The 19,438-nt window shown below is 37.8% G+C and carries 16 protein-coding genes; 13 read left to right on the top strand and 3 right to left on the bottom strand.

The window, feature by feature from the left end; all coding sequences use genetic code 11:
• Positions 1–16: 16 nt before the first annotated feature.
• From K319_RS0116990 to K319_RS0116975, 4 genes are read left to right on the top strand one after another with little or no spacing between them, the layout of a single operon-like run.
• Entirely contained in the window at positions 17–1,390 is a 1,374-nt protein-coding gene (locus tag K319_RS0116990; protein ID WP_034672022.1) for an aldehyde dehydrogenase family protein, read from the top strand.
• 11 nt (positions 1,391–1,401) lie between these two features.
• A complete protein-coding gene (locus K319_RS0116985; RefSeq protein WP_034672019.1) occupies positions 1,402–2,070 on the top strand; it encodes a potassium channel family protein in 669 nt (222 codons plus the stop codon).
• A gap of 6 nt (positions 2,071–2,076) precedes the next feature.
• Positions 2,077–3,090, top strand: coding sequence for a bestrophin family protein (locus K319_RS0116980; protein ID WP_027384691.1), 1,014 nt, complete (start codon positions 2,077–2,079; stop codon positions 3,088–3,090).
• Between the two features lie 22 nt (positions 3,091–3,112).
• Positions 3,113–3,847 (top strand): hypothetical protein, encoded by a 735-nt coding sequence (locus tag K319_RS0116975; RefSeq protein ID WP_027384690.1) that lies wholly within the window; start codon positions 3,113–3,115, stop codon positions 3,845–3,847.
• A 35-nt stretch (positions 3,848–3,882) separates the two neighbouring features.
• On the opposite strand, the gene K319_RS0116970 is transcribed toward K319_RS0116975, so the two are convergent.
• The 3 genes from K319_RS0116970 to K319_RS21175 form a co-directional block, all read right to left on the bottom strand.
• Complete coding sequence (locus K319_RS0116970; protein WP_027384689.1) at positions 3,883–4,137, bottom strand: hypothetical protein; 255 nt, start codon at positions 4,135–4,137, stop codon at positions 3,883–3,885.
• A gap of 88 nt (positions 4,138–4,225) precedes the next feature.
• Positions 4,226–6,178, bottom strand: a complete 1,953-nt coding sequence (locus K319_RS0116965; protein ID WP_169712678.1) for a T9SS type A sorting domain-containing protein — start codon at positions 6,176–6,178, stop codon at positions 4,226–4,228.
• A 112-nt stretch (positions 6,179–6,290) separates the two neighbouring features.
• The gene (locus tag K319_RS21175) at positions 6,291–7,901 is read right to left on the bottom strand and encodes a helix-turn-helix transcriptional regulator (RefSeq protein WP_051230772.1); all 1,611 of its coding nucleotides are present in this window, start codon (positions 7,899–7,901) and stop codon (positions 6,291–6,293) included.
• Positions 7,902–8,648: 747 nt separating this feature from the next.
• Here K319_RS21175 and K319_RS0116955 point away from each other — a divergent pair.
• From K319_RS0116955 to K319_RS0116915, 9 genes are all read left to right on the top strand, one after another.
• Complete coding sequence (locus K319_RS0116955) at positions 8,649–9,257, top strand: hypothetical protein (protein ID WP_027384687.1); 609 nt, start codon at positions 8,649–8,651, stop codon at positions 9,255–9,257.
• Positions 9,258–9,371: 114 nt separating this feature from the next.
• Positions 9,372–10,922 carry a hypothetical protein gene (locus K319_RS21170; RefSeq protein WP_051230771.1) on the top strand — a complete coding sequence of 517 codons (1,551 nt, stop codon included), beginning with the start codon at positions 9,372–9,374 and terminating at the stop codon, positions 10,920–10,922.
• Positions 10,923–10,940: 18 nt separating this feature from the next.
• The gene (locus K319_RS0116945; RefSeq protein WP_027384686.1) at positions 10,941–11,876 is read left to right on the top strand and encodes a hypothetical protein; all 936 of its coding nucleotides are present in this window, start codon (positions 10,941–10,943) and stop codon (positions 11,874–11,876) included.
• Positions 11,877–11,972: 96 nt separating this feature from the next.
• Complete coding sequence (locus K319_RS0116940) at positions 11,973–12,746, top strand: hypothetical protein (RefSeq protein ID WP_235696128.1); 774 nt, start codon at positions 11,973–11,975, stop codon at positions 12,744–12,746.
• A gap of 92 nt (positions 12,747–12,838) precedes the next feature.
• Positions 12,839–13,657 (top strand): hypothetical protein, encoded by an 819-nt coding sequence (locus K319_RS0116935; RefSeq protein WP_156907125.1) that lies wholly within the window; start codon positions 12,839–12,841, stop codon positions 13,655–13,657.
• A gap of 341 nt (positions 13,658–13,998) precedes the next feature.
• A complete protein-coding gene (locus tag K319_RS0116930) occupies positions 13,999–17,820 on the top strand; it encodes a hypothetical protein (protein ID WP_156907124.1) in 3,822 nt (1,273 codons plus the stop codon).
• A gap of 84 nt (positions 17,821–17,904) precedes the next feature.
• Entirely contained in the window at positions 17,905–18,423 is a 519-nt protein-coding gene (locus K319_RS0116925) for a hypothetical protein (protein ID WP_027384682.1), read from the top strand.
• Between the two features lie 146 nt (positions 18,424–18,569).
• Positions 18,570–19,034 carry a hypothetical protein gene (locus K319_RS0116920; protein WP_027384681.1) on the top strand — a complete coding sequence of 155 codons (465 nt, stop codon included), beginning with the start codon at positions 18,570–18,572 and terminating at the stop codon, positions 19,032–19,034.
• 101 nt (positions 19,035–19,135) lie between these two features.
• The gene (locus K319_RS0116915) at positions 19,136–19,378 is read left to right on the top strand and encodes a hypothetical protein (protein ID WP_027384680.1); all 243 of its coding nucleotides are present in this window, start codon (positions 19,136–19,138) and stop codon (positions 19,376–19,378) included.
• Positions 19,379–19,438 lie beyond the last annotated feature (60 nt).

Raw genomic sequence — 19,438 nt, 5'->3', positions numbered from 1 at the left:
TTTAAAAATACAGATGATGAATAATTATCAAACCATATTCGACCAACAAAAAGAGTTTTTTTATACAGATGTTTCCAAAACTTACGAATGGAGGATCGATCAGCTTGACAGATTGGAAAAAATGCTTACGGATAATCAGGAGGTTTTTTGCCAAGCACTGAAGGCAGATTTTAACAAGCCTCCGTTTGAACAACTTTTCGAGATCACTGTTCCGTTAGGTAATATAAAGTATTATAGAGAAAATTTAAAAAGCCTGATGTCTCCTGAACAAGTGGCAATACCTAGAGGATTGGAAGAAACGGGCAACAAAGGAATCATATATAAAGAGCCTTACGGTGTTACATTGGTCATAGGACCATTCAACGCGCCTATATTGTTGTTATTAGATCCGGCTATTGCAGCATTGGCGGCGGGGAATCCTGTCATTCTCAAACCTGCAAATACGACGCCTACCGTTGCCGCTCTCTTTCAGGAGCTGATTCCTAAATACTTTGAACCGGAAGCTGTTAATATAGTTACTGGCGGAAGAGAGGAGATCACAGAGTTGTTGCAGCTTCCTTTTGATTTTATTTTTTTCACCGGGAGCTCTGCGGTCGGCAAGGTTGTAATGCGTGCAGCTGCCGAAAATCTTACACCTGTCATTCTGGAACTAGGGGGACAGAACCCAACTGTGGTAGATGAGACAGCCAACCTGGATATTGCTGCAGACCGTATTGCTTGGGGGCATATGGCTATTTCAGGGCAATGGTGCATTGCTCCGGGCTATGTTTACGTTCATGAGAATATTGCCGGTCAGTTTCTTGATAAGCTGAAAGCGGCCGTCGCAAAAATGTATGGTACAGATCCACAACAAAGTCCCGATTTTGCAAGGATGATCAGCGAGCATGATACAGAAAGGGTCGCTTCATATATCATTCCTGAGAAAGTAGTTCTGGGAGGGCGATATGATATAAAAGACAGATATGTGGAACCTACTATTTTATATCCTAGTACTTGGGATGACCCGGCCATGCAGCAAGAGATCTTTGGTCCTGTATTTCCTGTTTTGGTTTATAATGATCTGAAAGAAATAGTCGAGATAATTAAGCGTAAGCCGAAGTCTTTGGCTGCATATTTCTTTAGTAAAGATCAATCCAATATAGATTATTTTCTGAATTCGGTGTCTTTTGGAGGAGGCTGTATCAATCAAACCAATCTGCATTGCTGGATAGATAGCCTGCCATTTGGGGGTGTAGGCTATGCTGGAATGGGGAAATACTATGGAAAAGCTGGGTTTGATGCTTTAAGCAATACCAAAGCGATGCTAATAGGCAATCCCGACCTGGAGCTGGATGTTTTCCCTCCTTATGCAGGAAAAGATATTGCTAAAAATCTAAGTGTTTTTGGATAGTTACTGATTGTATGAGCAGAGTGGTATTAGATCGTCTGAGTAAAAGAAAGTACGAGCTATTGCTTTTAGCATTGATACAACATCTATTTGTAGGGATTTTCCTTACGGACCTAGATTTTTATACACGGGTCATATGGCCGGTCAATATGTTGTTATTGGGGTTGGGAAGTATTTTTATATTTACGGGAAAGATGGGGTGGCGTCATTGGTTTCGCAATATTCATTTTATAATTGTATTGTTGTTGCCTATAGGAATTCCTTTTTTCAAAGATATACCTTGGTATTTTACTTTTCTTAATATTAATTATGTCATATTTTTTGTATTTCTGTTTTTAGAGTTACTTCGTTTTTTGTTAAGGCCCGGATACATTAATAGCGATATTATTTCTGCATCGGTATGTGGTTATTTTTTATTGATAGAAATTTCAACATTCTTATTACAAACCTTTGAATATCATAATCCCCAGTCTTTTAAAGGAATTGACACTTCATCACCTGCCAGCATTTTCATTGATTTGGTATATTTTTGTTCTATAACCTTCACCAGCATCGGTTTTGGAGATATTACTCCGAATATGCATATTACTAAATTAATAACAGCTTTTATCGGCATAAGCGGACAATTTTACACAGTTGTGCTGGTTGGGATTTTAATTAGTAAATTTTCATCCAAAAATTAATTTTATATGAATATAAGTTCTCACTATAAACTTCAGCATTTTATTCCCTGGACAAGGGTTAAGATATATAAAATGCTTATTCTTAGTATCATCCCGACTCTTTTGTTTTATTTCCTTGACTGGAAGTGGCTTGCTATTCCTTGGGTGCCGGTTGCGTTGTTGGGAACTGCTACAGCTTTCATTTCAGGGTTTAAAAATACACAGACCTATAACAGGACTTGGGAAGCGAGGCAGATCTACGGTGCGATCATCAACAACAGCCGGGCTTTTGGTATAATGGTGAAGGATTTTGTGAGAGAGGACGATGAACATCAGGCTAAGATCCATCAAGAGATCATCTATCGTCATTTTGCTTGGCTTACTGCGCTGAGGTTTCAGTTAAGAGAGGTCAAGAGCTGGGAAAATGTAAAAACGAAAAGCTATAATCTGGAATATCTCAAACACTACAAAGTTCCTGAATGGGAAAGTACTCTGGATGAAGAGTTGAAGACTTTTCTTAATGAGGAAGAAAGACAATATATCCTATCAACAAAAAATAGGGCTACACAGATCATAGCTATACAATCTTCACAGCTCAGAAAACTGAATCAAGAAGGTAAGATATCAGATTATAATTATGTGGCTCTGGAAAATCAGTTGAAAGAACTTTATGATCAGCAAGGGAAATGTGAGCGTATCAAAAATTTCCCTTATCCAAGACAGTTCTCAAGCATCAATCTCTATTTTACCAATGCACTTTGTTTATTGTTACCTCTGGGTTTTATAGGAGAGATTTCAAAAATGATAGAAAAGTTTGGTGAGAATATCATTTGGCTTGTAGTTCCTTTCAGTGTATTGCTGGGCTGGGTTTTTCTTGTATTGGAACAGATAGGGGAGAGCACAGAAAATCCATTTGAGGGAAGTGCCAACGATATTCCGATCACACAGATCAGCCGAAATATAGAAATAGACTTGCGCGAAATGCTTGGAGAGAAAGAGTTACCTCCGGCAATACAACCAAATAATAATATTTTAATGTAAGTAAAAAAACACAAACAAAATTATGAGTATAGAATCTGTTAGAAAATGGTATCCACAAGCATTAACGTCTATTGATACCGTGAATCGTCTTTTAGATACAATCGAAAAACATTTAGGTCTTAAACCATATCAGCTCATGCATGCAGATAGTATGTGTTGCGATGATGTGAATGCCATACAATATCCGCCAAGGGCATATGAGATGCTGGGACCTTTTCATTTGGGAGGTTTGGACGGATACCCATTTGCAGGTATCACGGGGATGAATGCCTTTGCCCATCATGTTCCGGAAGACGGAGCGGTGATCATATTTTATGCACCACATATCGGAATTACCAAAGATGGAACTATTGGTGAGATAAGCAGAATAGGACAATCCGATAATTCTGCGTGTTGCGGCGCTGCGAAAGGTGCATTAGGAAAACTGGCAAATGATCAAATCATTGAGGGGAATATAACCTCTCTTGATTTCCAGATGAATACCATAGAGCAGATCTTCCTTCATCAGAAAAATCGTATCATGACTGCTGAAAACCAAATATTTGAAGCTACAGAGGTAATGTATGAAGCTATAGATGACAGGATAGAGGTTCTGGTACGAGAAACAAATTACCCTTGTAAATATGTGATTCTGGTAGGGGCTATCTTTATCAATGGTGATAAAGATATGGGATCTTTCTGCCAGTATAAGAAATTCGAGTATATAGATCTGGAGACAAAGGAGAGGAGAAGTCTGATGGATGAATATTATCAGTAAAAAAATGGTTCAAATTATTATTTGAACCATTTTTTTTATATTAATACGTTTTCATAGATTGGTATTTTTAAAAAACTTTTATAAAATGTTATCATCAAAGTGATATTGTTTTCAGAATAGATCTCTAGCTTAGCAGTAGAAAGTAAGTTTGTTTTTCTGACATATATGTCTTCTTCATTTTTTTTAAACCCCTTTTTGTACAAAATCAGATCGGTTTCTTCTCTTGTTTTGCCAATAAGTTCTTTCAAGGTCATTTTGATATTGGATTTGTATCTTTTTGATGTGTACATGTGTTGGTAGTTTTTTTAGTGAATAAAGACTGTCTATGAAACCATAAACAGCCTTTATTCCAATTAGATAAAATGAAGAAGGATTTTTTTACTCTTTGATAACCTTAAAGGATTGAGCGCTTTCATCAGAAAAGATAACAGAAACAATATAGTTACCGGTTTTCAGTGTAGAAAGGTTTATGTCCCCGGATTTGTTATTAAATGATAAATTATTCATGACAATTTTACCATCCAAAGAATATATTGCTAATGATCTGATGTTCTTTTCAGACGAGATCTTCAATATATCTTTAATAGGATTTGGATAATATCTAAGAGTCGATTTATTGGATTCATCAGTAACAGACATGGTGGCACAATTGAGGTCGGAATAGGTCGCCTCCAGAACTCCAAGGTCTTGTGGCAATGATCCGGATACTACTTCTGTAGTTCCGTTAGAAACTGTGTAAACAGGTGTGTTATCTCCAAATGTTCCCATAGATTCTATATAAAATGTGAGTGGGCCTTCTGCCAATGCAGTTTGTGTGTCATCGTATCCTGCACCATATCCTCCTCCGGAAAGTACAACATCTCCAGCACTGTTTTTCAAGGACCAGCTCACTTCGTCCCCCATTCCTAAGAAGTCAAAAACATGTACTGTCCATTGGCAACCAGGAATATCCGAACAACTAACGGATTTTGATCTTGTATCAGAAGAGTAGGTACAGTTATCCGCAAGATTAAGCTGAAATCTAATAATTTGGTCAGTGGTAGCAGATATGGTCACAGAGCCAGTACCATACTTGATAACCTCTGTTCCGGTTTCATTGGCAATTGTTATAAAATCGGTACTTACAGAGCTTGTAAAAGTGTATTTTTTGCCTGCCGTCAACTGTACCAGAGAATATTCTCCCGTAAGGGCAGAAGAAGTAATGGTTTCTGTTGTTCCATTGCAGGACGGTGTATATAGAACCGAAGGATTGATTCCATTAGGACTGCTGAGACAACCTGGTGCATAAGGAAGTTCATCAAGATGTACAACCCAGCCTGCCGCAAACAATGTGGGAGCAGTATTGTCGAATCCGCAAATGTATTTGCCATCAGGAGAGACGCCCATTCCTGTTCCTAATCTTCCATCGAATGTAGTGATATTCACACCTTTTAGAGCTAAATAATCTTTTAGAAGTATAGGTTCGTTCATTCCTTCATGATATACGATAACATTACGGCTTCCAAGGCTTCCTTCGTAACCTATTGCTAGACCATTTTCTGAAATACTTGTAAAAATAGGGTTGGTTATAGTAGTTGTGGATCCGAAAGTTTTATAGGTATTTGTATTAATATTATATATGAATGCTTTATTACCTATATATCCTACAATTTGCCCTGCATTGTTTATATCTGCTGCTTCGCCTTGGCCATATTCAGATGCAGATGTATCAATATCAATATAATGCAATGTGCCGTTTGGTTCAAAATAAGCCGGAACCCAATATGTACCCGAGTTAAAAAGATCTTCTCTGTCTACAAACCCAGAGACGTACCCTGCATCATTGATGCCCTGGCCTCTTCCATATTCCCAAAGATTATCTCCATCAGTAAGTTTAGTAAGCGTATTGGTTTCTGTATTATATATAAAAGGATAAGATCCGGAAGCCCCTACGGAGATCTGGCCGGTTACATATTTGCTGTTTTCTGAAATGGCAGTTGCATTTCCAAACCAGCTGTTTCCTGGTACATCTCCAGGAAAATAGCCAATAGCCGTCCATATGCCATTTTTCCTATAGGCAGCCTGGTCCAGGTTAGATCCGTCTGTAGCAGAATAGGGCATTTTGCCAGCTACATTTCCTGTATTGTTCAGTCGATTGGTAGCAGAAGCACCAGTTTCTATTGAACTGCTGACATTGCTGGTATAATCATAATAACCACCCGGGTGAACACCAATACCGTTACTATTGATATCGTACAAACGGGTTCCCCAGCCATCAAGTACCCTCAAACTAGTTTGAGCATTTGCACCACTTAGAAATAGGCAGGCAGAGAGCAAGTAAATTTTTTTCATAATATTTTTCATAATAAAAGTTTAATACTCTACCAAAATTGCGGTATTTGGACTGTCTACAAAATCATGTCATGCAAGGAATTCCGAAATTATCTTTCAAAAATAATGAAACTTATAACTCTGTTTCTTTGGAGTCATTTTTTAATTGAGAGATGAAATAGGATGGGGTTACGCCTGTTTCTTTTTTAAACACGACAGCAAAGACCTCTCTTGAAGCGAATCCACAATCTTCTGCCAAGAAGCTGATCTTATATTCCCTATACACAGGATTATTGTAAAGCATTTCTGTAATGTACTGGATTCTTAGCCCGTTGATGTAATTGTTAAAATTCTTTCCCCTGTATTCCTTTATGATGTCAGAAAGATATCGTGTATTGGTATTGAGGTAATTGGCCACATAAACACGACTGACTTCTTTTTTGAGAAATTTTTTAGAACTTTCAAATTTTGCTAATTTTTCCAGCAGATTTTTTGTCGTAGCATCTGTGATTGCAATTCCTTTATCTTGGATGGGATCTTGGGACTTTGATTTGCTTTTTTCCTCTACCTTGATCTCATTTATGATCGCCCTATATTTTTTATGAAGGATACTTTTATTTTTTTTCCATAAAAATAATCCGCCCAATATCATGATAAGAGCCAATGCACTTGAGAATAAGATGATCTTTTGAAGGTTGCTATTGTAATTTTCCTCTCTTTTTATATTTGTTTTTTTGATGAGATTGTTGCTCCCTTGACTTTTGAAATGAGTAATACTGTCACTGATATTAGTGTATAAAGCCATATACTTTATTAAAGAATCTTTACGATTTAAACCCTCATAAGAATTAGTTAGCACCATGTAGGCTACCATTCTATCATTTGGGGATTTTTGTTTTTTTTCTAGCTTTAGAACTTCATAGGCGTGCTCTATGGCGTTACTGTATTTTTCCTGCTCTACATAAAATCTACCCAATGCATTTAGAATTGGTATTTTATTGATTTTAATTTTTGTGAATTTTCTATTATTGATAATGCTTAGAGATTTTTTGAGATACTGCTCTGCAAGGTCTAACCTTTGTGGTTTATGGACACCGGCATAGAACATTCCTATATCCATATTGAGATAGGATATCATGTCGTATTTTTTATCTGGATGTATATTGTCTATGCTTTCGTCTATTTGTTCAGCCTCCCACAAACTTTTTTTAAGGTATGTCAAGATAGTATCCTGGGGTGCTTTGATCGGAGCATAATAACAACTTACCAGACTTTCATATACAGATGACATATGATAATGCTGCTTATCCTTTTCAGGATATTTTTTTATTGTTTCTATGGCTTTCTGAAACTCTTTATAGCTCTCGTCAAAATGGTTCAGATAGGAAAATGATATACCTCTTTGTATGTAAGCGCCCGCAAGATATTCTGTGTCAGTGGGTTTTGTTGCTATTTTTTCTGTCTCGTAGCTATATTCTATCGTTTTCTCATCTTCTCCTTTTTCATGGAAAATACGCATCAGAAATCCATTGCTTTGCAAAATGCCTTTTTTGTAATCAATTTTTTTGGAGGCATTATGTGCTTTTAAGAAAAGTTTTAGTGATTTATCCGAGTTGGTCAAATAGATTTTTTCAGCGGACTCCAAAATGGCATCTATCGTTTTTTGTGTTGTCAGTTTTTCATCGGTTTGGGTGTAATAAAATCCGAAAATCAAACAAGAAAATATAAGAATAATTTTTTTCATAATTGCACGGTATTTGAGGGCGCAAATAAACTGCTAAATTTAAAAACTGGTATATGACTTATTGTGATATTTTCCTACTTTATCTTGTGTTTATTATTGTGTAATTATTTGGTTTTTAAGTAGATTGACTGTATTTAATTCTTTTTTTTATTAATATGTTTTTTTAAGAAAATCACAATTATTGATATACGTTGTAGCCTTTTTTGCCGAAATATAAAACAATTTAAAAATATAAATTTATATGTCTTATTTGATTTTTACGTGCGATTCTAATAATATAAAATTTTATGAATGAAGTTTTGATATTTATATAGCAAATGTATTTCCAATATGTTATTTAAATGCTTTTTTTATCCATTTTTTTTGTTAAAAATTGCAAAAATAGTAATTATGGTAGTTTTACAAAGTTTCCAGAATTAATAATTAATCATATTATTTCTTAGTCAACCAATACGCTGCCTTATAAATGTGTATATGTTTTAATAGGTAATTATTTAGATTGGATTAGGTAATATTTTACCTGTGAAGGAAATTTGGCTTTGCTTTTTCTTGGCGGCATTTTAAAGACAAATACCCAAATATTAAAAATGAATTAATAGCCTTTATTAATCGGATTTTCTAACTGTCTTTATAGAAGATATATTCCGAATATCTAACTCCAAATTCTTTTTATGTATCATAATATCATATAATATTGTAGAAAATTATTAAGGCCAATTATTAAGGTCTTTAAAATTTTTCACACAAATGATGAACATAAAAGCAATCACTGAGGTATTATATGTCTTCCAGAGGAAGATAACCTTTGTGATTGTTTTTTTTGCAGCGGCAACATTGCTATTTGCCGCTGGTTCGGAGAGGTCTATAAACGATGATGAGGTCTCACAAAGCTCAGAAAAAGATACAATTAATATTCCGGATACTTCCAAGGTAGAAGTATTTGTGAAAAATGGAACAACTATCATCAATATTGATAGCATTAAAGGTAATTTGAGCATTACTTACGAAAAAGCACTTGAAAGTACAACAAAAAATAAGATTGCCAAAAAAAGTTTTCGGTTAGAAGGTAAGAAAATAGCCAAGGAATATGTGAAGATTCCAACTAAGCAATTTAAAGTAAAAGTATCCGCAGGTAGTCCCCATTCTTTGTTCGCTCTTTCTCTTTACATTGGAAATAATTTTGTGATTCCATCTTCACAAACACAAATAAAAGCTATTTCTTATGAAGGGAATTATAAAAATACATTTTTTACAATACCAAAGGCGGTTACAATAAACTTTGATTTTGTAAATGCTTTTGTGACAGAATACCATTCTGGTTATTTCTTTTCAAGACCTCCTCCGTCAATATCCTGAATTTTTTAACGAACATTTTCTTCTAGTTGGTCTTAAGTCCGGACCAATCAGGGATTCTTATACCCATTAATTCAGATATTCTGCAAAGTCGGAATACATAAAAATAAATTCACAATGAAAAAAAATATAATTCTTTTAGGAGCTATCGCTATTAGTTCCCTTGCATTTTCACAGGTAGGAATCAATACAGAGACTCCTCAAGCTACACTTGATGTTGCCATAAAAACAACAGGGGCCAGCCTTCCGGAAGGTATCATTGCTCCAAGATTGACCGGAGATGAGATCAAATCAAGAGATACATTATACGATACCCCACAAAAAGGAGCTATTGTGTACGCAACAGCACCCGTAGGAACAGCATCTACAAAAACGGCTAATATAACAGCAGAGGGCTATTATTATTTTGATGGGAGTGTTTGGACAAAGTTTGGTAGTGGGACTGGGACTTCTACACCAGAACCTTGGTACATACAAAATACAACTACTCCGGCATCTGCAAATACCCAGAACATTTATCAAAATGGTAAAGTAGCCGTTGGTTTCAGCAATACTGATGCAGTATCCGGGAAGCAATTCGATGTAAAAGGGGATTTAAAAGCAGCTGTAAACAATGCAGGTACATATAGTGTTTTAGAAACCAATAATACTGCTTTTGGATTTCCTGTTAATATGATGTTTTTGTCTGATAATCCAGACCTAATTGCCGCAACAAAGGCTTCAATAGTATCAACGAGTATTAATGATGCTTCGCTAAGTGTACAAGGGGTCGATGGTAATTCAGCTTTGGGTTCTACGATTATTCCCTCTGTGGGGTTAAAGGCAGAAATGTCAGTAGGAAATACCACTACAAATATAGTTAACAAAATTATTGTAGGAACCAACGGTGAAACTGAACAGGTTGATAAGATTATATTACGCAGTGAAAATTCCCTTGCACATACGGCAACCAGACTACTTGTTGATAAAGCAGACGGAATAACCTTTAAACATGGAAATATAGGTTCACCAACAGGTAACTACACCTTCCCGCACAACAACGGGGCACCTGGTCAAGTGTTGGTAACCAATGGTGCTGCATCTACACTGATGACGGGGGCACAACTTTCGTGGCAAAATGTTTCAGACCTTGCACCGGAACCATGGAGAATTCAGGGGACAACCAACTCCGCTACTTCCAATACGCAGAATATTTACCAGACAGGAAATGTTTCCATTGGTTCTTCTACACCTATTGCACCGTTTACTTCAAATTCAGTGACTGTTACGCCAAAATTATCCGTAACAGGGGACATTGCCTCTACAGGAGCTTTCTATACCACAACAGGTAAATATGCAGATTATGTATTTGAAGATTATCTAGATGGTGCGTCTACAATCAATAAAGATTACAAATTCAAATCATTGGAAGAAACAGCTGCTTATATTAAAGAAAACAAGCATTTACCGGGAGTTACTTCTATCAGAGATATTCTGAAAACAGAAAATGGCTATACGGTTAACTTATCCGAGCTGTCTATCCAGCAATTGGAAAAGATAGAAGAATTATATCTGCATACCATAGAGCAGCAGCAGGAGATCACTAAGCAAAAAACTGAGATCAATGACCTGATATCCCGTCTCGAAAAGCTGGAGCAGCTTCTTATAAAAGAAAAAAATAACAAGTAATCCAAATTCCTTTAAAAAATGAAAAATAGACATAAAGGAATCAACATAATATTGGCAATGTCAATATGGTGTTGCTCAATCGGTTTGATCTCTGCTCAGGCGGGGCAAACCGGTGTTGGCACCAGAAATCCAAAAGGGGCTCTGCACGTAGACGGAGCAAAGGATAATGATGCTACTGCACCCAATGCGCCTACAACAACACAGGCCGCGAATGATGTGATTGTAGATAAAACAACTGGCTTTGTCGGCGTGGGCGTCTTAGCCCCTGCAGTACCACTCGATATGAGGTCTACTGTAAATACTGATAATGCTTTGGGCCTTGGGACTACCACAATGACAGCCGCAGGCGCAGGTGCAGGTGCGGTGCGATATGATGAAGTAAATGCACCTGTAGGAGCAAAAATTGAGTACTCAGATGGTTCGGTATGGAACAAATTGTATGTGGCCCCCAAAAAAGTGGTTGTAGTAGCCCGTCAGGTTTCAGGACAAAATATAGGAAATACTGCCGCTGATATCGTTAATTGGACCTTAGATTCTCAGGCAAATAATATTGGCTTTGCTCCTGCAACGGGTGTGTTTACAGCTCCTCGTGATGGAAAGTACACTTTCTTGTTCACTTTTAACCTTGCAGCCACTATGATTGATGATGGTACTCGGGTTGAATCTCAGTTTTATAGAACTTCAGGAACACCTGCCGTTTTGGCGAGAGTATATAAAACTTTTGGTCACTCAATGAATAATGAAACTGAGGATGGTCCTTCAGGTTTTAGAATGAAGGATACACAGGCGGGTGGTTCAAGTGTAGCGACATTTACTCTAGCTCAGGGTGCTACAGTTACAGTAAGGATGCTTCATAATCTTACAGGGGGAAATATACCGCTAAGAGTGCCAAATAATTCCCTTCCCGATAATCCGGATGCAGGATTTAATAGTTTAACAATTATAGAACATTAAATAATACAGATTATGAAAAAGAAAGTGAGTATTATATATCAACTGCTGGCTTGTACTCTGATTTTTTCTACCAGTACTATTGCGGCTCAGACAGGAGTGCTTACCCAGAACCCATCTACTACTCTGCATATAGATGCGGCAGATGATAATACAGCTACCATCAGCACTGCTCAGGCAGCAAATGATGTGGTGGTAACTACAGCAGGTAATTTGGGAGTAGGAGTTTTAGCTCCTGTAACCAAGGTCGATCTTCGTTCTGCAGATCAGAAAGGGATTATAGGTTTAGGTACCAATACGCAAACTGCTGCTGCTGCCGGTGCCGGTGCCATACGTTATAATGCGACAACCCTTAAGTTAGAGTATTCTGATGGGGCTAATTGGATTCCTCTGGCACAGACAGCGCCTACCAAGGTAAGCATAAGTGGTACAACAGCATCAGGACAGACTGTTAACAATAACTTCAATACACGTATAGGAAGTTGGACTTTAAGTGGGGATACAGAAAGTACATTTAGTAATATGAATAATGATTTTACTGCACCCCGTGCAGGGTTCTATCTGGTTTCTTTCAGCATTACTTTGGGACCCAATACAGGTGCTGCCGGTAATATAAACAATAGCACCTTTATAGAGACGGCTATAGAAACTAGCGATGCACCTGCTACTACCATTCCTAAATTCATAACGGTAAATTCTTATCCCGCATTTCAGGCCAGTACTATTAGAAATTACATAAGTGGTAACTGCAATGGTATTTTTTACCTCAATCAAGGGTCAAAGATTTTTTTTACTGTTAAGCATACCACAGGCGGAACAAGAACAGTTTTGAATGATGCCACATTAAACAACTTCAGCATCCAAGAATTATAAAAAGCATTACAATGAGAAGATTACAACATAAAATAAAAAATTTTGGATGTGCTTGCTTACCGGTATTGTTTGGAACACAAGTATATGCCCAGATGGGAGTAGGTGAACTTTCACCAGGAAATCCTACTGAAATTGTGACCACTGCAGGTAAAGTAATTGTAGATAATACAGGAAAAATAGGCGTAATGGTCGCCAGTCCTAAAGTAGCTATGGATTTGCGTAGCAGCGGCACCAATCGTTCAGTTGGCATAGGAAATACTGCCCAGACAGCTGCCGTGGCGGGCAAAGGCGCATTGCGATATGTCAACAGTCCTGCAATTGGTGTATTGGGTTATCTGGAATATTCAGATGGCACCAATTGGGTAAGCTTTTTCCCTTATGGCAAACCACGTATTGTGGTAATGGCAAATAAAACGACGCAGAATACTGTGGTATTTGAAGGAGCTGATTCAGGTCCTAAAACGGGTTTAATGCAGCGCCGTTCGTCTTATCTTACGAACTGGACAGAGATATCAGATACCGATTCTGGTGTGGCAACTGGGGTTAATAATTTCAATCCTACTACAGGAGAGTTTGTTGCGCCGAGAGCAGGGGTATATTTTGCCACTTTTACCTATGCGCTTGCAAATCAGGTGGTAGAGGCTGGTGCTAATGTTCAGACAGAAGCAATCTGGGAGGTGAGAAATTCATCTGGGACGATTACGCAAAGGGTAAAAACCAACAATGGTTATGCTTCCAATTCGGGAAGCAACCAACAACCAGTCGGTTCCGCCTGTACAGTAAGTGTTTATTTAAATCAAGGGGATAAGCTAAGACCTTTTTCCTGGATCTCTACCAGGTTTAACGATACTGACCTTAGTCAGTTTGAATCTTCGGGAGTATACAACGCTCTTACAATTGTAGAACAATAGATAATAAGGAGATGGATGATGGCAGAAGCTTATCATCCATCACTTTTGCCTTCAAAGCATAGTAGAGAAAACGAACTGGTTCTCAATTCAATAACCATTAAAATAATTAATCTATGCCCTTTTTAAATTTTGAAAGCCGACATTTCCGATACGGAGAAAAACGGCAATAAGCAAAGCATTGCAGGGTCTGCAACAGCTTTATCAGATAAGATGGTCACTCTGACTCCCAAAAGAGTGCCAACGGTATGACAGTATAAATTTTAAGGTCAGGAACCTTAAAATTTAGGAACTAGACCAAAAAGGACTTGTAAACCTAAATCTAATTTTCTAAAAACCAAAATATGATGAATCTTAACAATTTAAAGCAAAAAGCAAAAAGCTTTTGTAGGCATCTTATGATGCTGATCGCTTTAGCAGGAAACATAGCCGTCTATTCTCAGGATGTGAAGGTATTTCCTACTAATAAAGACATTACCGATGCTACAGGAAAAGTTGCTTGGGTAAATGGAGGACCGACCGGTTTCACAGGAGTAACAGCTCCACCAGTAACAGGATGGGTAAATACGCCTAGGATAGTTGATAGCAATCTTGCAACGACAGATTATGCACAATATTCTTCGAGTGTTCCTTTTACGATTGGCACACAATATACCGCTGCCCCCGTCAGCGTAAGTGATGGCAATATTTACAATACTACACCATTTACAGGGTATTATGTAGGGGTAAATGTCAGCAGAAATACTACAGGTATTGCCGTTGCTAGCCTCGGTGGTATTGTTATAAAGACCTATTTGGGAGCCGATCCTGCTCCGGTAGAAACAAGCACTTCTTTAGGGTGGGCTCTTACAGGAATTACAGATGTTGGTTTCTTCGTTCACAAACCATTTGATAGGGTGGAGGTTCAGCTTGTTTCAACAGCTTCAAATGCAAATCCTGTTGGTACTGCTACACTAAACCAAAGGATACACAATGTCTATCTGCAACGCTACACCCGTACCGGTGGCGGTTTTGATACTGTTGGCGATAAAGTTGCCACCTGTAATGCGCAAATACCGCTTACAGGTAGGGGAGTAACAGCAACAGGGTATGCAGCGGTTGCAATACCGTTACCACCGTTCGTTGTCCTAATTCCTGCAACTTCGTGGCCTGATTTGGTACCTAATCTTGAAGACGAAGATCCAGGTCCTACAAGCCATGGTACAATTCCTTTTATCAGTCTCGGTTTGGCAACTTATAGGGGTACCTTAAAAGACGAAGGCGTGGTCTATCCTGCCGGTACTTTTGGAGGCGGTGTTTATCAGCTGAATGCCGTATCCGGAGGGGTAAATGTGACAAAAAGGCTCAGATTCTATTTAAATGGTAGTCAGCAAGGTTCAGATGTCGTGAATGAGGAATTTCTAAGTGCTTCTGCCAGTGGTGGTCTCCTAACGGTAGGTGCAGTTTCAGACCTTCCGTTTGATACCGTTGAATTTGAAATTCAGATGAATGTAACTGCTGCTGTCGGCACACTAGAAATTTATTACCCTATCGTTCAGCGTTTTTGTGATGCTGCCATTACGTGTGGGGCACCGGTAAGTCTTATTGCCGGAGAGATTACCCCGAATGGTGTACAAAACCACCCGGTCTATACGAGAGCCCTTGGTACCAGTATACTTACTGCTTCTCTTGGAAACCCGGGTATTACCAACGTACAAAATGTGATAGACACAAATTTGAACAATTATGCAGAAATAGGTGCTGCCACAGGTGCATCGCTATTTTCTAACTATGGCATCTCGGTTATTTCACGACAAAAGTCGAATCCTGGTGACCCAGATAATACTACTAACCGTGGTTACCCAGATGGTACTTTTGCCGGTTTCGAAATTCAGGACGACAGTTTTGCAACAGCAAGTGCGGGTAAGAATTTTATCATCAGTACTTATAAAAATGGAATAGAAGTAGATAGATATAGCACCACAAATGTATTAGCAGCTAACCTCTTTACGCCCAATAATGGAAAGTATATTATAGGTTTTAAAAGCCCTGCTTTTGATGAGGTAAGAATTACTGTAGAACTGATAGCGGGTGCGTCTGCTGGCTCCAGTACAAAAGTTTACCGTGCTGTAATAGAAACATTTTGCGCAGCACCTGCTCAGGCTTGTAACACCGTTACAAATCTTAAAAGACCAGTTTATCCTGTGTTTATTGATGCTGCAAACACCGGCGTATCGGGTGTAGCGACAGGGAATACTTATTTTGAGGATTTGGACAATCTTGTAGCAAATACCGATCAGCCAGCTAAATTGTATACTGCCATAGGTGGTATAACCAATGCTTCGGTAGCGGTACAAGATGGTAGTAAAGCAATTGGTGTCCCGGGAGATGCTACTTATGAGTTGTATCCTGCTGGTACTTTTGCCGGTTTTGACGTAGCTTTTCCTACACTTGTTGCAGCAGAATTGGCAGGTAGTACTATAACTATTTCAACTTTAAATGCAGACGGAACAGTTGCAGACTCAGCTGTGATGAATTCAAGTTTCTTCGGTTTACATACATCTATTCTTAATGGGACTGCTAATCGTCAGATATTAGGTTTTGCTTCTGATGCTCCATTTACAGGTGTTAAGCTTACAGTAAATAAAGCTGCAAGTGCCAGTGCGGGTGTTTTGGAGATCTATTCGGCAGTTATTGAAAGATTCTGTGCAACTCCTGTTATTAAGTGTGATGAGATAGAAAACATAAGCGTTCCTAAATATCCATTATATGTAAATGGAGAAAGAACCGGAGTTACTGCTTTTGTAGATGGTAATAGTTCTATCAGTCTTTCTCAGAACGCCATTGATAACGACCCAAACAGCTATGCTACAATGCAGCTTGGTGCTAGTGCACTTTCTGGATTAGGTTTCAGTGTAGCGAATGGTTTTGGTGATTTTCCTAAAGATACTTATATCGGTTTCGACATTGAAACATTAGATGTAGCACAGGCAGGCGCTTTCGAACAAAATAAAATAGAATTGTACCGAAACGGCAATCTGGTACAGACGAGTGCAGGTACCCAGCTTGCTGGCGGATTAAGTACTGCCGTAGTTTCAGGAGGTTTCCAGCGTTTGATAATAGGAACAGTGGCTCACGTACCATTCGATGAGGTGCGTTATGTGATAACTCGTGCTGCGGGCGCTTCTGCTGGTGAGATTAGAATCTATAATGTAGTAGCAAGAGATTTCAGTCCTACTTCCTCTTCTACTTGTCCGCTAGTTTTGCAATGCGATGGTACTTATGTACTTACCGATGGTCCCACGACTACGACTTCTCCTACCATCCCTGCGGTGATAGAATTTGCCAATACTGGATATGAAGGTTTAGCATCAGCAGGATATGGTATTGATAAAGTTTGGAATGCGGTAAGCCCAAGCAAAACAGATTTTGCAACAATACATTTGCCTGCGACAGCTGGTGTTACGGGATCTATCTCTATAGCTGTCCCTAAAGTAACTTTACCGATAGGTACATTTGCGGGATTTATGGTAGATAAACAGAATTTCCCTTTTTCCGGTGCTTTTTTACCCAATGTTAAGGTAACTACATATCTAGATGGTAATTACCAGGAAGAAAGAAGTGGTAATGCTTTAATAGATTTTTCTTTTTTCACCCAATGGTTTGGTACACCTGCAGATATCTATACACCGGGTTTCCAGGCAACAAAACCTTTTGATGAAGTGAAAATTTCTATTGGAAGTGTTGTTTCACTAGGGGATCAAACATTGAAAGTATATTCTGCATATATAGATACAAGAACATCTGTAATAACGGTTCCTGGGGATGGTAACACGCCTATTATCTGTACCAATAACATTTGTTACAAACCTGGCGCTATCACTGGCGGGCCTGTTTTGGACAGCAAATTGGGTATCAGCTCGTTAGATAGAGCGGGGTCTGATGATCCAGATAACTGGCCAATGGAAAGAAAAGGAGCATGGTTGGTTTTAGAAGCAAAAACCAAAGGTTTTGTACCAAACAGATTGGCTTTTGATGCCTCAGGTAATCCTGTAGGAATAGAATCGACCAATTTTGTAGAAGGTATGATGGTCTATGATACGACGAACAAATGCCTGAAAATTTATACCAATAATGGTACTGCCTGGGGATGGTATTGTTTCGGTACGCAAACCTGTCCCGAATAAACAATCTAATGATACAACTCAAAATGAAAATTATGAGCAATCAATTGAAAATATTTTCGATTTTCATCATATAAATAATACAGAATGAAAAATATAATAGTAACAATAATGATGCTCCCTGTCATTGTTATAAAATCTCAAGTAGCAATAGGAAAAGCTATTTTAACCAACAACTCTGTTTCTCTGGAATTCTCGGATGCAGAGAACAGGGGAATGATTCTTCCCTATGTCGAGGATAAAAGCGGCATAGTAGAAGACGGTACAGTGATCTATGATATGGCAGATAAGAAAGTAAAATATCTGAAAGACGGGAATTGGTTTGACCTTAGTGTAGATGCCAATGGTCAGGCAAATGCTATAATCCAAGGACCTGAAAAAATAGAAAAGACCACTGCTAAAACAGCCATTGGAGTCAATGGTGCGACAGACACTACGCAAGGTATCTTGGTGCTGACCGATACGAACAAGGCCATGATCCTACCCAAAGTTGCCAGTCCACATCTCAATATTATCAATCCAAGTACCGGAATGATGGTATATGATACAACCAAAAAACAATTGGCTGTTTACAACGGAACCGTCTGGAGCTTTTGGAAACCGTGAATTTAATTTTCAAAAAAAGCAATGGTTAAGATTATTTAGAAAGGTAATAATGATCAATTAAACTTTAAGCCCTCTATTATTTATAAAATCAGATATACAAATGATGAGAGAGATATTTCTGAAGAGGGCTTAATTTTTTAACTAGAATGATGAAAAAGATAAACAACAAAAAGATTATTGATTTTTATATCAAAATATTGATTGTCATACTGGTACTCCTATCCTTTTTTGGAATTATCATATATATGTTGAAACCAGCATCATTTTACCATTTATTTTTAATGATCTGTATGGTAGGTTTTGTCGTGACTTTTTATACAATTTCAAAACTTAGATTCTTTGAATATGAAAATTCTCAACAGTTTATATCCATAAAGCAACCTTATTTCTGGAAATTAAATCCAGGTGTGACATCTATAGAGTTTCCAATCGATATGTTGGTCGGTTTTAGCATCCGTAATGGATTATTCACCACATCTCTTGTGTTAATTATAAGATCCAAAGAGCAGAAAACAAAAAAACTGTACTGTAAAATAACAGGGCTGAACAAAGGGCAGATATCTGAATTGAAACAGTCACTCCAAAATGCAAAAAAATATTTTGAAGATTAATATTACCCATTTTTTTCGATTTACATAATTTATCCTGTAAAAGGGAAATGGCAAAACTAATATAATGAGTGAATATAAATTCCTTAAACAGCTTTATAAAAATGGATGAAAAAATATACGGTAACGATGGATTTGAGTATTTAGAGGATTTTATTTCATTATTGGAGGATGAGTTATCAGCCTCTGGGATGTTTATCTCTAAGGAGAAAATTCTGGAGATCAGAAAGCACATTGAGACCAGTGATTATTGTGCTCTGCAGTCAGTAATAGATATATTATTTTCAAATTCTGATGCTAAAGAAAATGAAAAAATAATAAAGGTCAGGAATATGATGCTTTTCTGATAGACCAGTAATAAGATAGATATGTTAAGCTATTCTTTTAGAAATTCAAGAGATGAAACA

Origin of the sequence: Epilithonimonas caeni DSM 17710 (assembly GCF_000426465.1) — a bacterium.
Taxonomy (GTDB): Bacteria; Bacteroidota; Bacteroidia; order Flavobacteriales; family Weeksellaceae; genus Epilithonimonas; species Epilithonimonas caeni.
Note: the sequence above shows the minus strand (reverse complement) of the source record. Positions and strands in the feature narration are given on the sequence as shown.

Coding starts and splice junctions, on each gene's coding strand:
- K319_RS0116990 (WP_034672022.1), top strand. CDS start 17: ATGAATAATTATCAAACCATATTCGACCAACAAAAAGAGTTTTTTTAT.
- K319_RS0116985 (WP_034672019.1), top strand. CDS start 1,402: ATGAGCAGAGTGGTATTAGATCGTCTGAGTAAAAGAAAGTACGAGCTA.
- K319_RS0116980 (WP_027384691.1), top strand. CDS start 2,077: ATGAATATAAGTTCTCACTATAAACTTCAGCATTTTATTCCCTGGACA.
- K319_RS0116975 (WP_027384690.1), top strand. CDS start 3,113: ATGAGTATAGAATCTGTTAGAAAATGGTATCCACAAGCATTAACGTCT.
- K319_RS0116970 (WP_027384689.1), bottom strand. CDS start 4,137: ATGTACACATCAAAAAGATACAAATCCAATATCAAAATGACCTTGAAA.
- K319_RS0116965 (WP_169712678.1), bottom strand. CDS start 6,178: ATGAAAAAAATTTACTTGCTCTCTGCCTGCCTATTTCTAAGTGGTGCA.
- K319_RS21175 (WP_051230772.1), bottom strand. CDS start 7,901: ATGAAAAAAATTATTCTTATATTTTCTTGTTTGATTTTCGGATTTTAT.
- K319_RS0116955 (WP_027384687.1), top strand. CDS start 8,649: ATGATGAACATAAAAGCAATCACTGAGGTATTATATGTCTTCCAGAGG.
- K319_RS21170 (WP_051230771.1), top strand. CDS start 9,372: ATGAAAAAAAATATAATTCTTTTAGGAGCTATCGCTATTAGTTCCCTT.
- K319_RS0116945 (WP_027384686.1), top strand. CDS start 10,941: ATGAAAAATAGACATAAAGGAATCAACATAATATTGGCAATGTCAATA.
- K319_RS0116935 (WP_156907125.1), top strand. CDS start 12,839: ATGGGAGTAGGTGAACTTTCACCAGGAAATCCTACTGAAATTGTGACC.
- K319_RS0116930 (WP_156907124.1), top strand. CDS start 13,999: ATGATGAATCTTAACAATTTAAAGCAAAAAGCAAAAAGCTTTTGTAGG.
- K319_RS0116925 (WP_027384682.1), top strand. CDS start 17,905: ATGAAAAATATAATAGTAACAATAATGATGCTCCCTGTCATTGTTATA.
- K319_RS0116920 (WP_027384681.1), top strand. CDS start 18,570: ATGATGAAAAAGATAAACAACAAAAAGATTATTGATTTTTATATCAAA.
- K319_RS0116915 (WP_027384680.1), top strand. CDS start 19,136: ATGGATGAAAAAATATACGGTAACGATGGATTTGAGTATTTAGAGGAT.